The sequence below is a fragment of the Aromatoleum tolulyticum genome (assembly GCF_900156155.1).
In the GTDB taxonomy this organism is placed as follows: Bacteria; Pseudomonadota; Gammaproteobacteria; order Burkholderiales; family Rhodocyclaceae; genus Aromatoleum; species Aromatoleum tolulyticum.
Map to the genome: position 1 here is coordinate 65,499 of NZ_FTMD01000018.1, position 16,474 is coordinate 81,972.

The 16,474-nt window shown below is 68.7% G+C and carries 12 protein-coding genes and 1 pseudogene; 9 read left to right on the forward strand and 4 right to left on the reverse strand.

Translation table 11 applies throughout. The features are described 5' to 3' along the window. Window positions 1–42 precede the first annotated feature (42 nt). The 7 genes from sufB (at window position 43) to BW991_RS20860 (ending at window position 6,350) form a co-directional block, all read left to right on the forward strand. Complete coding sequence (gene sufB, locus BW991_RS20830; protein ID WP_076604034.1) at window positions 43–1,491, forward strand: Fe-S cluster assembly protein SufB; 1,449 nt, start codon at window positions 43–45, stop codon at window positions 1,489–1,491. A 218-nt stretch (window positions 1,492–1,709) separates the two neighbouring features. Further along, complete coding sequence (gene sufC / locus BW991_RS20835; RefSeq protein ID WP_076604035.1) at window positions 1,710–2,504, forward strand: Fe-S cluster assembly ATPase SufC; 795 nt, start codon at window positions 1,710–1,712, stop codon at window positions 2,502–2,504. Window positions 2,505–2,527: 23 nt separating this feature from the next. Continuing rightward, entirely contained in the window at window positions 2,528–3,832 is a 1,305-nt protein-coding gene (sufD, locus tag BW991_RS20840; RefSeq protein WP_212566930.1) for a Fe-S cluster assembly protein SufD, read from the forward strand. 21 nt (window positions 3,833–3,853) lie between these two features. Beyond that, window positions 3,854–5,131: a cysteine desulfurase gene (locus BW991_RS20845; RefSeq protein WP_076604049.1), complete on the forward strand. Its 1,278-nt coding sequence runs from the start codon at window positions 3,854–3,856 to the stop codon at window positions 5,129–5,131. Continuing rightward, the gene (gene sufU / locus BW991_RS20850; RefSeq protein WP_076604037.1) at window positions 5,124–5,624 is read left to right on the forward strand and encodes a Fe-S cluster assembly sulfur transfer protein SufU; all 501 of its coding nucleotides are present in this window, start codon (window positions 5,124–5,126) and stop codon (window positions 5,622–5,624) included. Before BW991_RS20845 ends, sufU begins: the two co-directional genes overlap by 8 nt. 28 nt (window positions 5,625–5,652) lie before the next feature. Further along, the gene (locus tag BW991_RS20855) at window positions 5,653–6,027 is read left to right on the forward strand and encodes an SUF system Fe-S cluster assembly protein (protein ID WP_076604038.1); all 375 of its coding nucleotides are present in this window, start codon (window positions 5,653–5,655) and stop codon (window positions 6,025–6,027) included. Then, window positions 6,027–6,350 carry a non-heme iron oxygenase ferredoxin subunit gene (locus BW991_RS20860; RefSeq protein WP_076604039.1) on the forward strand — a complete coding sequence of 108 codons (324 nt, stop codon included), beginning with the start codon at window positions 6,027–6,029 and terminating at the stop codon, window positions 6,348–6,350. Before BW991_RS20855 ends, BW991_RS20860 begins: the two co-directional genes overlap by 1 nt. On the opposite strand, the gene BW991_RS20865 is transcribed toward BW991_RS20860, so the two are convergent. Further along, entirely contained in the window at window positions 6,351–8,534 is a 2,184-nt protein-coding gene (locus tag BW991_RS20865; protein WP_076604040.1) for a putative bifunctional diguanylate cyclase/phosphodiesterase, read from the reverse strand. It lies immediately after the preceding gene. Between the two features lie 47 nt (window positions 8,535–8,581). Next, window positions 8,582–10,741, reverse strand: coding sequence for an HDOD domain-containing protein (locus tag BW991_RS20870; RefSeq protein ID WP_076604041.1), 2,160 nt, complete (start codon window positions 10,739–10,741; stop codon window positions 8,582–8,584). A gap of 322 nt (window positions 10,742–11,063) precedes the next feature. On the opposite strand from BW991_RS20870, the gene BW991_RS20875 reads away from it, so the two are divergent. Continuing rightward, on the forward strand, window positions 11,064–13,775 hold the full coding sequence (locus tag BW991_RS20875) for a cation-translocating P-type ATPase (RefSeq protein ID WP_076604042.1): 2,712 nt from the start codon (window positions 11,064–11,066) through the stop codon (window positions 13,773–13,775). A gap of 2 nt (window positions 13,776–13,777) precedes the next feature. Here BW991_RS20875 and BW991_RS20880 read toward each other — a convergent pair whose 3' ends face one another. Both BW991_RS20880 and BW991_RS20885 read right to left on the reverse strand, forming a co-directional pair. Next, window positions 13,778–14,425, reverse strand: a complete 648-nt coding sequence (locus BW991_RS20880; protein WP_076604043.1) for a phosphoribosyltransferase — start codon at window positions 14,423–14,425, stop codon at window positions 13,778–13,780. Window positions 14,426–14,510: 85 nt separating this feature from the next. Next, window positions 14,511–15,407, reverse strand: coding sequence for a TetR/AcrR family transcriptional regulator (locus BW991_RS20885; RefSeq protein ID WP_076604044.1), 897 nt, complete (start codon window positions 15,405–15,407; stop codon window positions 14,511–14,513). A 477-nt stretch (window positions 15,408–15,884) separates the two neighbouring features. On the opposite strand from BW991_RS20885, the pseudogene BW991_RS20890 reads away from it, so the two are divergent. Continuing rightward, window positions 15,885–16,474, forward strand: a pseudogene (locus tag BW991_RS20890) (branched-chain amino acid ABC transporter permease); the annotation flags it as partial.

A 16,474-nucleotide genomic window follows, 5' to 3' on the forward strand; every position in this document is an offset into this window, starting at 1 on the left:
AGCCGGGAGCGCAGATGCGCTCCGAACGTGGAGGGCCGCAGGATGGGCAAGCGCCCCGTGCAACTCGACGAGCTGATCAGCCAGGAATACCGCCACGGGTTCTACACCACGCTGGATGCGGATGCCGTCCCCCGTGGTCTGTCCGAGGACGTGATCCGCACGATCTCGGCGAAGAAGCAGGAGCCGGCCTTCATGCTGGAGTGGCGGCTGAAGGCGTTCCGCCACTGGCTCACGATGACCGAGCCGCATTGGGCGACGGTGCATCATCCGCCGATCGACTACCAGGAGATCGTCTATTACTCGGCGCCGCGCGGCAAGGCGGACGGGCCGAAGAGCCTCGCCGAGGTCGATCCCGAACTGCTGCGCACCTACGAGAAGCTCGGCGTGCCGCTGCAGGAGCGCGAGCTGCTCGCCGGCGTTGCGGTGGATGCGGTGTTCGACAGCGTGTCGGTGGCGACGACCTTCAAGGAGAAGCTGGGCGAACTGGGCATCATCTTCTGCTCGTTCTCCGAGGCCGTGCACAACCATCCGGACCTGGTGCAGGAGTATCTCGGTTCGGTCGTGCCCTATACCGACAACTTCTTCGCGACGCTCAATTCGGCGGTGTTCTCCGACGGATCGTTCTGCTACATCCCGCCGGGGGTGCGCTGCCCGATGGAGTTGTCCACCTACTTCCGCATCAACGCGCGCAACACCGGACAGTTCGAGCGCACGCTGATCATCGCCGACCGCGGCGCCTACGTGAGCTACCTCGAAGGCTGCACCGCGCCGATGCGCGACGAGAACCAGCTGCACGCGGCGGTCGTCGAGCTGATCGCGCGCGAAGGGGCGCAGATCAAGTATTCGACGGTGCAGAACTGGTATCCGGGCGACAAGGACGGCAAGGGCGGCATCTACAACTTCGTGACCAAGCGCGGCGACTGCCGCGAGGCGAACTCGAAGATCTCTTGGACCCAGGTGGAGACCGGTTCGGCGATCACGTGGAAGTATCCGAGCGTGATCCTGCGCGGCGACAACTCGGTCGGCGAGTTCCATTCGGTGGCGCTGACGAACCACTGGCAGCAGGCCGATACCGGCACGAAGATGATTCACCTGGGGCGCAACACGAAGAGCACGATCCTGTCGAAGGGCATCTCGGCGGGACACGGCAGCAACGCCTATCGCGGGCTGGTCAAGGTCGCGAAGAGCGCGGACGGCGCGCGCAACTACACGCAGTGCGACTCGCTGCTGCTGGGCGATCGCTGCGCGGCGCACACCTTCCCCTACATCGAGGTGAAGAATCCGACGGCGCGCGTCGAGCACGAGGCGTCCACCTCGCGCATCGGCGAGGACCAGCTGTTCTATTGCCAGAGCCGCGGCATTTCCGCCGAGGATGCGGTGTCGCTGATCGTGTCCGGCTTCTGCAAGGAGGTGTTCAGGCAGCTGCCGATGGAGTTCGCGGTCGAGGCGCAGAAGCTTCTGGGCGTGAGTCTGGAGGGAAGCATCGGTTAGTTGTGACGTGCCTTGATGGAATCTGGTGTGAGTATGCATCCAGAGAGAGGATTAGCAGGTTCCTTCCCCTTCAAGGGGAAGGACAGGATGGGGATGGGTTTCTTGTAGGCGCTTCGGAGTCCACCCATCCCCACCCCGGCCCTCCCCTTGAAGGGGAGGGAGGTTCACTGTGCCGAGTTCAACGCCATACGGCAGGCGTAGCTGCGAGAGGAGGCCTAATGCTTGAGATCCGCAATCTGCATGTGACCGTGGATGACAAGCCCATCCTTCGCGGTCTGGATCTGGAAGTGCGGGCGGGCGAGGTGCACGCCATCATGGGGCCGAACGGCTCGGGCAAGAGCACGCTCGCGCACGTGCTCGCGGGACGCGAAGGCTACGTCGTGACGCAGGGCGAGATCCGCTACATGGGGCGCGACCTGCTGGCGCTGGCGCCGGAGGAGCGCGCGCGCGAAGGCATCTTCCTCGCGTTCCAGTATCCGGTCGAGATTCCCGGTGTCGCGAACATCTACCTGCTGAAGGCGGCGCTGAACGCGATGCGCCGGCATCGCGGCGAGTCCGAACTCGACGCGGTGGACTTCCTCGCGCTGGTGAAGGGGAAGCTCAAGCTCATGGACATGGACGAGGCGCTGCTGTACCGGGCGGTGAACGAGGGATTCTCGGGCGGCGAGAAGAAGCGCAACGAGATCCTGCAGATGGCCGTGCTGGAGCCGCGGTTGGCGATCCTCGACGAGACCGATTCGGGCCTCGACATCGATGCGCTGAAGGTCGTGGCGAACGGCGTCAATGCGATGCGCAGCCCGGAGCGTGCGATGATCCTCGTGACGCACTACCAGCGCCTGCTCGATTACATCCGCCCCGATCGCGTGCATGTGCTCGCGCTGGGACGGATCGCGCTGTCGGGCGGGCCGGACCTGGCGCAGGACCTGGAGCGGCGCGGTTATGGCTGGGTGGAGGGCTGGGTGCAGGCGGAAGCGCAGAAGCGCCATGCCGCGTCGGCGGGGGGGGCGGGATGAGAATCGGTCCGGAAGAACCCTGCGTGCCGGGATTCGTTTCGGCTTATCCGTCGCTGGCGGTGCAGCTTCCGGGGGCGGCCGTGCCGTGGCTGCGGCGCAGTCGCGACGAGGCGTTTGAACGGTTTGCTGCGCTGGGCCTGCCGACGACGCGCGACGAGGACTGGAAATACACCAGCGTCGCGGCCATCGCGCGGCGGGTATTTCGCGTGGATGGTGCGATCGAAGTGTCGGACGAGGTGCGCGCGGTGGTGCTTCGTCATGCGATCGAGGGCACGCAGCGGATGGTGTTCGTCGACGGACATTTCGTGCCGGGGCTGTCGCAGCCGGCAACACTGCAGGCAACGTTGCCTGAGGGCGCGAGGGTCGGCAGTCTGGCGCAGGCGGTCGAGGCGCGGGCGGATGACGTGGAGCCGTTGTTCGCCGCTGCCGGTGACGCGGCGGACGGTTTCTCGGCCTTGAACGCCGCGCTCTGGAGCGACGGTGCGTGGATCGACCTTGCCGCGGGCGTTGCGCTCGAAGCACCGGTGCATCTGCTCTTCGTCACGACGCGAAGCGACAGCGCGAGTTTCCCGCGCAACCTGATCCGCGCCGGCGAGGGCGCGAGTGCGACGGTGATCGAGCACCATGTCGGGCCGGACGGCGCGAGCTATCTGAGCGACACGGTGACGCGCATCGTCCTCGGCCGCGGCGCGCGCATTGCGCATACGAAACTGCAGCAGGAGGGCAGAAAGGCATTTCACGTCGCGGATGTCGCCGCCGAGCAGGGGCAGGACAGCGCCTTCGTGTCGCACGCGCTGGCCTTCGGCGGGCAACTTTCGCGCGCCGCGATCGCGACCCGCCTCGGGGCCGAGGGCTGCGACGCGAAACTCGCGGGCCTGTACGTCGGCAGCGGGCGCCAGCACATCGACCACCACACCTGCATCGATCACGCCGCGCCGCGCGGCACCAGCCGCGAGCTGTACAAGGGCGTGCTCGACGAGGCGGCGCGGGCGGTATTCAACGGCCGCGTGATCGTGCGGCCGGATGCGCAGCGCAGCGACGCGCTGCAGTCGAACCGCAACCTGCTGCTCTCCGAGGACGCCGAAGTCGACACCAAGCCGCAGCTCGAGATCTGGGCCGACGACGTGAAGTGCGCACATGGCGCCACCGTCGGCCAGCTCGACGCGGACCAGCTGCATTACCTGCGCGCGCGCGGAATCGCGGAAGGCGATGCGCGGGCGCTGCTGATCCGGGCCTTCGCGGCGGACGCGCTCGCGGGCATCGAGCATGGTCCGTTGCGGGCGCGACTCGAATCGCTGCTGCCGGGCGCTCTCCCGGAGGCGGCTTGAGGGGATGCGAGGAAACCGATGATGCGCGACGACCCGAAGGAACGTGCGGCGCTGGGCAGGGTGGCAACTGTTGGCCTGGAGGGCGCGATTGCGCGTCGGCGTGCGGATTTCCCCATCCTCGCGCGTACGGTGAATGACCGCCCGCTGGTGTACCTCGACAATGGTGCGACGAGCCAGAAGCCGCAGTGCGTGATCGACGCCGAGGCGCATTACTACGCGCACCTCAACGCCAATGTGCATCGCGGCGTGCATCGCCTGAGCCAGGAGGCGACCGACGCCTACGAAGCCGCCCGCGACACCGCGCAGGCGTTCATCAACGCCGCGCAGCGCGAGGAGATCGTGTTCGTGCGCGGCACCACCGAGGCGATCAATCTCGTCGCCAACAGCTTCGGCGCGCGTTTCCGTGCCGGCGACGAGATCCTCATCACCGGCATGGAGCACCACTCCAACATCGTGCCGTGGCAGCTCGCGTGCGAGCGCAGCGGGGCGATGCTGAAGGTGGTGCCGGTCGCCGACGACGGCGAGCTGGACGTGGCGGCCTTCGAGGCGCTGTTGTCGCCGCGCACGCGCATCGTCGGGCTGACGCACGTGTCGAACGCGCTGGGCACGATCAACCCGGTGCGCGAGCTGATCGCGCTGGCGCATGCGCGCGGCGTGCCGGTGCTGCTCGACGGCGCACAGGCAGTGCCGCATCTGGCGATCGACGTGCAGGCGCTGGATTGCGACTTCTACGCCTTCTCGGGGCACAAGCTGTACGGGCCCACCGGCACCGGCGTGCTGTACGGGCGCCGCGCGCTGCTGGAGGCGATGCCGCCGTGGCAGGGCGGCGGCGACATGATCCGGCAGGTGAGTTTTGCGCGCACGACCTATAACGACCTGCCGTACAAGTTCGAGGCCGGCACCCCGAACATCGCCGGTGCGATCGCGCTGGGCGAGGCGATGCGCTACGTGCGCGATGTCGGCTTCGACGCGATCGCGGCGCACGAAGGCGCGCTGCTGCGCGATGCGACCGAGCGCGCGCGGGCTTTCCCCGGCTTGCGCCTCATCGGCACGGCGCGCGAGAAGGCCGCGATCCTGTCCTTCGTGCTCGCGGACGTGCACGCGCACGACGTCGGCTCCATCCTCGACCACGAGGGGGTGGCCGTGCGCACCGGGCACCACTGCGCGATGCCGCTGATGGAGCGTTTCGGCGTCGCGGCGACCGTGCGCGCATCCTTCGCGCTGTACAACACGCACGAAGACGTCGCGGCGCTGTTCGCCGCGCTGGCGAAGGTGCGGGAGGTGTTCGGCGATGCCTGATCTGCGCGACCTGTACCAGGAGCTCATCATCGACCACGGCCGGCGGCCGCGCAATTTCGGCGCGCTCGCGGATGCGAATCACACCGCCGAGGGCTTCAACCCGCTGTGCGGCGACCGCATCACGCTGTTCGTGAAGACGCGCGACGGCGTGATCGAGGACGTGCGCTTCGAGGGCACCGGCTGCGCGATCTCGACCGCGTCGGCGTCGCTGATGAGCGAGGCGCTGAAGGGCAGGACCGAGGCCGAGGCGCGGACCTTGTTCGACGGTTTCCATGCCCTGGTCACCGGCCATGGCGCCGCGGAGGAGCCGCCGCTGGGCAAGCTGGAAGTGCTGGCCGGCGTCGCCGAATTCCCCGCGCGCGTGAAGTGCGCGACGCTCGCGTGGCACACGCTGCTCGCGGCGCTGCGCGACCAGTCCGCACCGGTGAGCACCGAGCAGGACGAACAGGGCGGCGCGGAGCCCGGCGGCACGGGACGGGCGGCAGATGGATAAGCGGGAAAGGAAGGGGAAGAGAGGCGACATGAGCATCTTCGATTGGCTGCACCGCGCCGAGAAGGTGAAGGCGACGGAGGCGCCGGTATCGGAGGAGAGCGGCCTGCGGGCGGACGTGATCGCCGCGCTGCGCACCGTTTACGACCCCGAAATTCCGGTCAACATCTACGATCTCGGGCTGATCTACGGGCTCGACGTCGACGAGGAGTCCGGCAAGGTCGCCGTGCGCATGACCCTCACGGCTCCCGGCTGCCCGGTCGCGGAGACGTTTCCGGGTACCGTGCAGTGTGCGGTCGAGGAGGTCTCGGGCGTCAGCGAGGCGAGCGTCGAGCTGGTGTGGGATCCGCCCTGGTCCGCGGCGCAGATGAGCGAAGCCGCGCGGCTGGAACTGGGGATGCTGTGATGGTGGATTGGGTGGATGTCGCGAAGGTCGACGATTTCGCCGACGGAACGGTCCGCGTCGTGGTGCTGGAGGACGGGCGGGAAGTCGCCGTGTTCAACGTCTCCGGGCGTTTCTACGCGATCGAGGACCGCTGCAGCCACGAGGAAGAGGCCTTGTCGTGGGGTGCCGTCGAGGGCGACGAGGTGATCTGCCCGCGCCACGGCGCGCGCTTCTCCCTGGTTACCGGCGCCGCACTCACGCCGCCCGCCTGCGAGCCCGTTGCGACGTTTGCGGTGCGTGTGGAGGGCGGCGTCGTGCAGGTCGCCGCGGCGTCCGCGCGCTGATCAGGTGGTTTCCAGCGCCTGTTGGGCGGCAATGTAGCGCACGACCTCTTCCGGCGGCACCGGCCGGCTGAAGCGGAAGCCCTGCATCACGTCGCAGCCGTGCAGGCGCAGCGCGTCGATCTGGCATTCCGTCTCGACGCCTTCGGCGAGCACGTTGAGCCCGAAGCCGCGGGCAATGCCGACGATCGCGCTGATCACCGGCGACTGGCTGCCGGTGGTCTCGAGGTCGCGGACGAAGGATTGGTCGATCTTGATGGTATTGACGGGGAAGCGGCGCAGGTAATTCAGCGACGAGAAGCGCGTGCCGAAGTCGTCGATCGAGATGCGCAGACCATGCGTGCGCAGCTCCTGCACCTTGGCGATGACGGTTTCGGCGTCATCCATCAGCATGTTTTCGGTGATCTCGATCTCGATGCTTTCGGGCGGCAGCTGGTGGGTGCGGATCGGCTGCAGGATGCGCTCGACGATGTCGGCGCGGGTGAACTCGAGCGGCGAGATGTTTACCGCGACTTTCAGGTCGACGATGCCGCGCTTGATCCAGCTCGCCTGCTGCCGGCAGGCTTCGTTGAGGACCCAGTCGCTGATCGCGAAGATCAGGCCGCCTTCCTCGGCGAGCGGGATGAAGGTGTTGGGGCCGAGCAGGCCGCGCTCGGGGTGTTCCCAGCGCACCAGCGCCTCGACGCCGGTGACGCGGCCGCGGCGGATGTCGACCTGCGGCTGGTAGTGCAGCGTGAGCTGGCCGCTTTCGATCGCGATGCGCAGTTCGTTGTCGAGGTCCACGCGCTCGCTGTGGTTGCGGCTCATCTCCGGCGTGTAGCGCAGGAAGCCGTTCTTGCCCTGCACCTTGACCTGGCACATCGCGATGTCGGCGTCGCGCAGCAGGTGGTCCGGCGTTTCGGCGTCGTCGGGGAACACCGCGATGCCGATGCTCGCCGTGCAGCGGAAGTCGCGGCCACCCACCGTGAACGGCGTCTTCAGCGCCGCGGTGATCTTTTCCGCGATCGTGCGCACGGCCTCCGCGTCGGCGATGTCCGGCAGCAGGATCGTGAATTCGTCGCCGCCCTGGCGCGACATCGTGTCGCCGGCGCGCAGGCATTCGCGCACGCGACGGGCGAAGCTCTTGAGCAGTTCGTCGCCCTCGAGCTGGCCGTGGGTGTCGTTCACGAGCTTGAAGCGGTCGAGGTCGATGTACATCAGCCCGACCACTTCGCCGCGGCGGCGCGCCTGGCTGATCGCGAGGTTGAGGCGGTCGCGGAACAGCACACGGTTGGGCAGGCCGGTGAGGAGGTCGTGGTAAGTCTGGTAGCTGATCGTCTCCTCAGCGTGCTTGCGCTCGGTGATGTCGCGCAGCACGCCGGCGGTGCCGACGAAGCGCTTCGCATCGCCCTCGTCGACTTCCTGCTGGTAGATGCCCTGCGAGCTCAGCATCGCGACGATGGTGCGGTTTTCGAAGCTGCGCACGTCGAGGTTGCGGCAGCGCAGCCGGATTTCCTGGTTGGTCGTTGCGCGCAGGCCGACCCGGCGCTCGGCAAAGGCACTGCGCGCCTGCTCGAGATCCAGCGGGTGCACGATCAGCGAGTAGTGCTTGCCGATGAGTTCGCCGCGGTTGTAGCCGAGCAGGGATTCGATGCGGCGGTTGAGGAAGACGAAGCGGCCTTCCGGGTCGAGCGTGTAGATGATGTCGGGCGAGTATTCGACGAGGAAGCGGTGCAGGCGTTCGGATTCCTCGAGACGCGCGGTCATGCGCGCGTTCTCGCGTTCGAGGCGGCGTCGGCTGATGGCCTTGTCGACCGTGCGGATCAGCTCTTCCGGGTCCGCGTGCTTGCGGATGAACTCGCAGGCGCCGCGCCGCAGTGCCAGGATCGCGGAGTCGATCGCGTCGTCGCCGCTGAAGACCACTACGGCGGTGTCGACGCCGGCCTCGCCCATCCACGCCATGATCTCGGTGCCGTGCATGTCGGGCAGGTGCAGGTCCAGCACCATGACGTCGATCTCGGTGCTGCCGAGGCGTGCCATCGCATCGGCGCCGTTGGCGCAGGTAAGTATCTCGCGCCCTTCCGCGGCGAGGAGGGCACCGTAGGCGTCACGTATGCGCGGTTCGTCGTCTACGATCAGCACCCGCGCAACGGTGTGCGCGGCGGGTCCGGCCTTGCCTGCCAAGAACAGGCTCTTGCCAATCTCCATGGAAGTTCTCCGGAGCGAGCGTCACACATCGTGCGGACTCGCAAACATCATGAAACCTGGACGCACGGCAGCAGGAGCGAGAGCGTCGTGCCCACGCCCGCCTTGCTGCGGCATGTAATTCGGCAGCCGATCCTGGCGGCGATGCTGCCCACGATGGACAGGCCGTGGCCGCGATCGGCACTGCTGTGCGCCTGATCCGGGAAAGACAGAGTGCGGATCGCCTCGTCGGGCATCCCGGTACCACTGTCTTCCATGCGGATCTCGACGTGTCGCCGGCCATTCTGCACGACACCGTCGAGCACCGAGATGTCGAAGCGCCCACCTCGGGGCGTCGCCTCGGCGGCGTTCTTCCACAGGTTAACGAGGATTTGTTTCAGGCTGTCGGGGTCGCAGGCCGCGCGGTCGGCGTCGTCGCCGAGCTGGCTGGTGACGGCGATGCCCTTGTCTCCGAAGAGCGGCGCGCCATACAGGGCGAGCAGTTCGCGCACCAGCGCGTTGACCGCCACGGTCGTCGTCGCGGCGCCGGTCGGCGTCGGCACCTCGTTCATGCGTCGCACGATGCCGGCGACGCGGTCGATCTCGTCGCGCAGCACGTCGATTTCGTGCCGCACGTCGCTGTCTTCCGGCAATTTCTGGTCGAGGATGCGCAGGTAGCTCTTGATGATCCCGAGAGGGTTGCCCGCTTCGTGCACGATGCGTCGTGCCTGGCGGCGGAAGGCCGCGGCGGCTTCGTCCTCGGCCTGCTTGCGGCAGGCGGTCGCGTCCTGCCACGCCTCGACGCTTACCCCGCCGATGCGGCCGAAGTTGAGCAGCCAGGGGGTGCGGCGCTTGAGCCGCGCGTGGTCGGCGTGACCGAGGGCGAACAGCATCACGCCGACGGTGCGGCGTTTGCCGACCATCGGCAGCGCGAGGATGCCTTCGCTGCCGAAGGCGCGTGCGAGCTGGCGGTCGAGCAGGGATTCGCGCGGCGGCCGGACGTCGTCGAAGCTGCTGCGGACTTCGCGCTCGGCGATCGCGCGCGTCGCGAGTCCGGCGTCGGTGCCGCGCGGGACGCGCGTCTGGCGGAAGATGGCGGCCTGTCCCGCGATCTCGCCGCCGGCGAGCTCACCCGATTCGCGGTCGATGAGCAGGAAGCCCATGCGCGGCAGTTCGAACAGGATGCGCGCGGATTCGCGCAGGGCGTTGAGCAGTTCGGTTTCGCTCGCGAGCTCGAACAGGTCCTGCTGCAACGGGTGCATGACCGCCATGTCGCGGACGTGCTCGGCCAGCGCGCGATCCGCTTCGTGCGGCGCATGGGCAGGGGCGAGGACCGTGACGTTGGGGAGCGTGCGCTGCGGGGCGGCGTCGTCGGCCTCGGGCCGCGCCGCGACTCCCATGGCGGTGGCGATGACCTGCACGTGGTCGAGGGCACGGGTCAGGATGCGTCCCGCGTCGAAAGCCGAATCGGTGCCGAAGAGCGTCGCGGCGAGCTCCTCGAAGGGCGCGAGGCCCTGCACGCCGCGCGCGAGCGCGTCGGCGAACCACACCAGGCGGGGCAGGTTCGAGGCCGTCGCGATTTCCTCTGCGCTCGCGTGGTGGAACAGGAGCGCATCGGCGAGTCCGCTGTCGAGGCGCCACTGGTCGGCGAGCCAGGTGCCCACTTCGCAGTGGTCGGTGGGCAGGCTGGTGCGTTCGAGCTCGATCAGCTTGTCTTCGTCGCCTGTCTGCGATAGCAGCCACGCATACTGGTCCCCCAGCGACGATATGAGTACGAGCTGGCCGACATCGTGCAGGAGCCCGGCGAGATAGGCCTCGCCGGGGTGCGGATAGCCGGTCGCGGCCGCCATCGCGCGGCTCGTCTCGGCGACCAGCAGCGAGTGGCGCCAGAAGTCGGTGAGATCGACCGCTACGGTTCCGGGATCGGTGTCGAACAGGCGCTTGACCGCGAGGCAGGTGGCCATGGAGCGCACCATGCGGGTTCCGAGCAGCGAGACGCAGGATTTGATGTCGCTCGCAGGCGTGTTGCGGTAGAACGCGGCCGAATTGGCGGCGGTCAGGATGCGCGCGCTGAGCGCGGGATCCTGGCTCACGACCGCGGCGAGGGCGTCGATCGTCGAGGATTCGTCGTCGAGCAGCTGGATCAGGCGCAGCAACACCTGCGGCAACGGGGGAACGTTCGCGCCTTCGATTGCAGCCGTGACGGTTTGCGGAAGCTGTAGATCGCGCATTGGTCGGATTATTCGATCGCCGATTCCCACTGTCCGTGATGGGTACTGCCGCCTGCGCACGTCGCCCGAGGGCGCCGCGTTGTTACTATCTGTCGACAATAACCTGTAAGTGATAGTAACGGAAGATTCGGCATCTGCGCAGGCTTGCCCGGAATCGGGTGACGCTTGTTTCGTTGCAGTGTGCAATTTTCACGCGCGCTCGAACCTCGCGGCCATTGCGCAATGGCCATTGCGATCCATGCTGAGAACAGGTCGCGGGCCGCCGCGGGGATGCGGTCCGGCCAGGGAGGGGCCCGAGGCGGGGCGCGGACCGGGGACGGCGATGGACATCTGGCGCGGACAGGTCGAGGAAGTGCTGGCGGGGCTCGGGACGGGCGGCGAGGGTCTGGGGGCCGCCGAGGCCGTGCGCCGGCTCGCGACTTTCGGCCGCAACTGCGTCGCGGCCCGTCCGCGACAACTGCTTGCACTGCGTTTCGCGCGCGAATTCACCCACTTCTTTGCGATCGTCCTGTGGATCGCCGCGGCGCTCGCGCTGATTGCCGACCGCTTCAATCCGGGTCAGGGCATGGGCGCGTTGGCAGCCGCGATCGTCGGCGTGATCTTCGTGAATGGCTGCTTCTCGTTCTGGCAGGAGTACCGGGCGGAGCGGGCGGTCGAGGCGCTGGCGGCGCTGCTGCCGCAGCGCGCGCTGGCGTTCCGCGACGGAAGGCTGGACGCGGTGCTGGCGCAGGAGCTCGTGCCGGGCGACGTGATCATGCTGGAGGCGGGCGACAACGTGCCGGCCGATTGCCGCGTGATCGAGGGCCGCGGCCTGCGCGTCAATGCCGCGACGGTGACGGGCGAATCGCGGCCGGTGGGGCGGGTGGCCGAAGCGGTGGAGGCTGCGGGGGCGGCGGATGCACGCAACCTGGTGCTCGCGGGGACTTCGGTGGTGGCCGGGCATGCGCGGGCGGTGGTGTTCGCGACCGGCATGCACACCGAGTTCGGCCGCATCGCGCACCTGAGCCAGCACACGGAGGAGCGGCCGTCGCCGCTGGCGCTGGAGATCGCCCGCCTGTCGCGGCTGGTCGCGCTGGCGGCAACGGCGCTGGGGGCGGTCTTCTTCTTCGTCGGTCGCGCGCTCGGCGTGCCTTTCTGGGACAGCGCGCTGTTCGCGATCGCGATCATCGTCGCGAACGTGCCCGAGGGCCTGCTGCCGACCGTGACGCTGTCGCTGGCGATGGCGACGCAGCGCATGGCACGGCGCAATGCCTTGGTGCGCCATCTGCCGGCGGTCGAGGCGCTCGGCGCGACGACGGTGATCTGCACCGACAAGACCGGCACGCTGACCGAGAACCGCATGCGTGTCGTCAGCCTGATGGCGGGGGGGAGCGCGTGGATGCCGCGCCCCGAGCGCGTGGAGGAGGCAAACGAGGCGGGCGCGACGCCGGCGCTCGCGGGCCTGCTCGCCGTCGCCGCGGGGTGTCACGGCCTGCGGCTCGATCCGGATGCCGAAGGCGGCTATGCGGGCGATCCGATGGAGGTCGCGCTGGTCGAATGTGCGGCGGCCTGGGGCGTGCGCGAGTCGGGCACGCGGGTCGCCGAGCTGCCGTTCGAGACGGGGCGCAACCGCATGTCGGTGGCGGCCGCGGATGGCTGTGCGGTATGGCTGCTGTGCAAGGGCGCGCCGGAGGTCGTCGTGCCGCGCTGCGTGCTGCAGCGCGCACCCGACGGCGGGACTGTGGCGGTGGACGAGGACGCCATCCGCGGCGCGCTCGATGCGATGGCGCGTCGGGGCCTGCGGGTGATCGCGTTCGCGCGGCGGCAGCTCGATGCCGGCGAGGCGGTGGCCGATGACGGGGCCGAGCGCGAGCTGATCCTCGAAGGGCTGGCCGGCATCGAGGATCCGCCGCGCGCGGACGTGCGCGAGGCGGTGGCGCGCTGCCGCGAGGCGGGCATCCGCGTGATCATGGTGACGGGGGACTACCCGGCGACGGCCGTCGCGATCGGGCGCGAGATCGGCCTGACCGGCGATGCGCCGCGGGTGCTGCGCGGCGAGGACGTCGCACGCATGAACGCGGCGCAGCTCGCGCTGGCGCTCGAGAGCCCGCAGGTGATCTGCGCGCGTGTCACCGCCGAGCACAAGCTGCGCGTCGTCCAGGCCTTGCAGCAGCGAGGCGAGGTGGTCGCGGTGACGGGCGACGGCGTGAACGATGCGCCGGCGCTGCGGGCGGCGGACATCGGCATCGCGATGGGGCGCAGCGGCACCGACGTGGCGAAGGAGGCGGCCGACATGGTGCTGCTGGACGACCACTTCGCGACCATCGTCAGTGCCATCGAGGAAGGGCGCGCGGTGTTCGAGAACCTGCGCAAGTTCCTGACCTACATCCTCACGTCCAACATCCCCGAGCTGGTGCCGTGCCTGGTGTTCGTGTTGCTGCGCGTGCCCCTGCCGCTGACGGTGATCCAGATCCTGGCCGTCGACCTCGGCACCGACATGCTGCCGGCGCTCGCGCTCGGTGCCGAGCCGCCGTCGCCGGGACTGATGAAGCGGCCGCCGCGCCCGCGCAGCGCACGTCTGGTGGATGGGGCGCTGATCGCGCGCGCCTACTTCTTCCTCGGCGTGCTGGAGTCGGCTGCGTCGCTCGCCATGTTCTTCGGCGTGCTTGCGGCGGGGGGCTGGGTGCGCGGGGAGGCGCTCGGCAGGCTGGATCCGCTGTACCTGGAGGCGACCACGGCCTGCCTGGCGACGATCGTCGTGATGCAGGTCGCGAACCTGTTTCTGTGCCGCGATGCGCGCCTGCCGGCCTGGCCTCCGCGGTTGGCGGCCAATCCGCTGCTGCTGTGGGGGCTGGGATTCGAGCTGGCGCTGATCGCAGCGATCGTCTATCTGCCCGCCGGCAACGCTATCTTCGGCGCCGCGCCGCTCGACGCCGAAACCTGGCTGCGGATGCTGCCGCTGGCGCTCGCGATGGTGGCGCTGGAGGAGGCACGCAAGGCGTGGCTGCGGCGACGGGCGCGTCGGCAGCCGCAGCACGCGGTGCGGGCGGGATAGGCCTACCGATCGGGCGCCGGGCGGCGGTAGTCGCGCAGCAGGCGCAGCGCCTCGTCGTCCTCGACCTGCGTGAAGTCGCCGTAGAAGCCGCTGATGCCGCCCAGCCAGGTCGGCTTCAGCACGCATTCGACGTGGTCGCAGTGGTGGGCGAGGGTGTCCAGCGTGTCGGGCGGCGCGACCGGGACGGCGACGATCAGTTCGTACGGCCGCTTCGCGCGGATCACGTGCAGCGCCGCGAGCATCGTCGCGCCGGTCGCCACCCCGTCGTCGGTGACGATGACCGAGCGTCCGGCGATCTCGGCCGCCGGGCGCACGGCGCGGAAGCGCTCCTTGCGGCGGTCGATCTCGGCGATCTGGTGGGCGCGTTCGCGCTCGAGGTATTCGTCATCGACGCCGATCACCGAGCGCGCATAGTCCGCCAGGTATTCCTCGCCATCCTCGCCGATCGCGCCGACCGCGAGCTCCGGGTCGTGGCGGGCGCGCAGCTTGCGGGCGAGCACGACGTCCAGCTCCGCGCCGAGTTCGAGCGCGAGCACGGCCCCGGTGACGACGCCGCCGCGCGGAATCGCCAGCACCAGCGGATCCTTCAGCGGGCGCCCCTTGAGCTTTGCCGCGAGCTGACGCGCGGCGTCTTCCCTGTCCTTGAACATGGCCGTCTCCGAACATTCATTTCAGTTATGGCGGATCGCGGCGGAAAGGCAAGGAAACGGGGCTTCTACCCCGGCGGGCCACGCTTCAGGATTGCGCGACGCCGCGGCGCACCATGTCGACCATCGCGTCGGCGATCTGCTGCGGAGTGCGGCGACCTTCGCGGTACCACAGGTACACCCAGTTCATGCCGCCGAGCAGGAAGAGACGCAGCAGCGAGCGGTCGGTGCCGGCGGCCACGGGCAGGGCGTTGACGAGGTCGCGGAACAGCTGCTCGTAGGCTTCGCGCGCCGGCTGGATCTTGGCGAGGAGTTCCTGGTTGCCGATGAGCGCGAGGTTGTGCCCCGTGATGCGCTCGACCGCCGGGCCTTCGATCATCTGGGCGACGTGCACCTCGCAGGCGCGGCGCAGGCGCTCCCAGGGGTCGGAAAGCGCTTCGATCTCGGTCGTGATCGTGCTCATCACGCGCTGGAAGCCTTCGCGGTGGACGGCGAGGTAGAGCTCGTCCTTGGAGGCGAAGTGATGGTAGACCGAGCCGGGCAGCAGGCCGACCTTGCGTGCGATGTCGCGGATGGAGCTGCGATCGTAACCCTGCTCGGAAAAGAGTTCGGCAGCGGCGTTGAGGATGATCTGGCGGCGGTCGAGCGGTTCGTCCTTGTCGCCCGAACCGTCGCCCGCGGACGTCGCGAGGTGGGCGCTGAGGGTGCCGCGTTCGAGGAGCTCGCGCTGGTTGTCGGTGAGCGCGGCGAGGCCTTCCGGGGTGGCATCCACCAGCGCCTGCAGGCGCTTGGCGGTGGTCTCCAGACCGTGCTTCTGCCAGATGTAGCGCACGCCGGAGGGGGAGATCGTCAGGCCCGCGCGGCGCAGGCGCTCCGCTACGGCGGCCTGCCCGAGTTCGGGTTCCTCGCGCGACAGTCGCAGGATCTCCTCCTCGGTGGAGGAAAGATGCGAATCGTCGTGAGCGGCGGCCAAGGCGGATGTCATCAGGAAGGTGGCTGGAAGCGGTTGTCGGTCGAAATCATAGCGTGCAGGGCGCCGGGCTGCATGTCCGGTGCGGGGTTAATGGGGGTGTCGGCAGCTGTTCGGCGTATCCCTTGCTGATGATTAGACTACTTGACCAAGTGTTTGACAAGTCTGTTATGTGTCTGTAGCTTAATCGGGCACCGTCAGGCCATGCGCCTGCGGGAGCAAGACTCGAGAGCGGCCATCCAGGCTGCCACCCGCCGTACCCGCTTCGGGGCGGCAAAGAACGGAGACAAGACGCAATGACCACCACATCTGTTGCTGCCGCGCCTCGTGCCGGCGAGCCCCCGTCCTCCCGGTCCGTCCCCCCGGCGATTCCCTTGCCCGGAGTTCTGGCGCGGCGTCCCTGACGTCGAGCCGGACGCCGCGGACGCGCGGCATCTTCCCTTTCATCTCAAGTGTTTCCGCGCCAAAGGCGTGGACGGCCGGGGTTCGTCGATGGATATTCAGATAGCGCTGTTGCTCGCACAGGACGGCATCACCAACGGTGCGATCTACGCGCTGCTCGCGCTCGCGCTGGTGCTGGTGTTTGCCGTGACGCGGGTGATCTTCATTCCGCAGGGGGAGTTCGTCGCGTATGGCGCGCTGACCCTCGTCATGATCCAGGCCGGCACGGTGCCGGCCACCCTTTGGCTGTTGCTCGGCGCGGGCGTGCTCGCCGCGGCGGTCGATGCGCGCGGCGCGCTGCATAGCGGCCAGAAGGGGCGCCTCGCGGGCGTGCTGGCGTGGAACGTCGGCTACCCGGTGGTGCTCGCGGCGCTGCTCTACCTGCTGCCGCTCACCACCCTCGCGCTGCCGCTGCAGGTGCTGCTGGCGCTGCTCGTGGTGGTGCCGATGGGCCCGCTGATGTACCGCCTGATCTACCAGCCGATCGCCGCCGCGCCGGTGCTGATCCTCTTGATCGTGTCGGTCGCCGTGCACGTGGGCATGGTCGGCCTCGGGCTGCTGTTCTTCGGCGCCGAAGGCTCGCGCACCCCGCCCTTCTCGGAAGCGCGCTTCGAACTCGGCCCGATGCTGGTGAACGGCCA

Coding starts and splice junctions, on each gene's coding strand:
- sufC (WP_076604035.1), top strand. CDS start 1,710: ATGCTTGAGATCCGCAATCTGCATGTGACCGTGGATGACAAGCCCATC.
- BW991_RS20880 (WP_076604043.1), bottom strand. CDS start 14,425: ATGTTCAAGGACAGGGAAGACGCCGCGCGTCAGCTCGCGGCAAAGCTC.
- BW991_RS20875 (WP_076604042.1), top strand. CDS start 11,064: ATGGACATCTGGCGCGGACAGGTCGAGGAAGTGCTGGCGGGGCTCGGG.
- BW991_RS20885 (WP_076604044.1), bottom strand. CDS start 15,407: ATGACATCCGCCTTGGCCGCCGCTCACGACGATTCGCATCTTTCCTCC.
- BW991_RS20845 (WP_076604049.1), top strand. CDS start 3,854: ATGCGCGACGACCCGAAGGAACGTGCGGCGCTGGGCAGGGTGGCAACT.
- BW991_RS20870 (WP_076604041.1), bottom strand. CDS start 10,741: ATGCGCGATCTACAGCTTCCGCAAACCGTCACGGCTGCAATCGAAGGC.
- BW991_RS20865 (WP_076604040.1), bottom strand. CDS start 8,534: ATGGAGATTGGCAAGAGCCTGTTCTTGGCAGGCAAGGCCGGACCCGCC.
- BW991_RS20855 (WP_076604038.1), top strand. CDS start 5,653: ATGAGCATCTTCGATTGGCTGCACCGCGCCGAGAAGGTGAAGGCGACG.
- BW991_RS20860 (WP_076604039.1), top strand. CDS start 6,027: ATGGTGGATTGGGTGGATGTCGCGAAGGTCGACGATTTCGCCGACGGA.
- sufU (WP_076604037.1), top strand. CDS start 5,124: ATGCCTGATCTGCGCGACCTGTACCAGGAGCTCATCATCGACCACGGC.
- sufB (WP_076604034.1), top strand. CDS start 43: ATGGGCAAGCGCCCCGTGCAACTCGACGAGCTGATCAGCCAGGAATAC.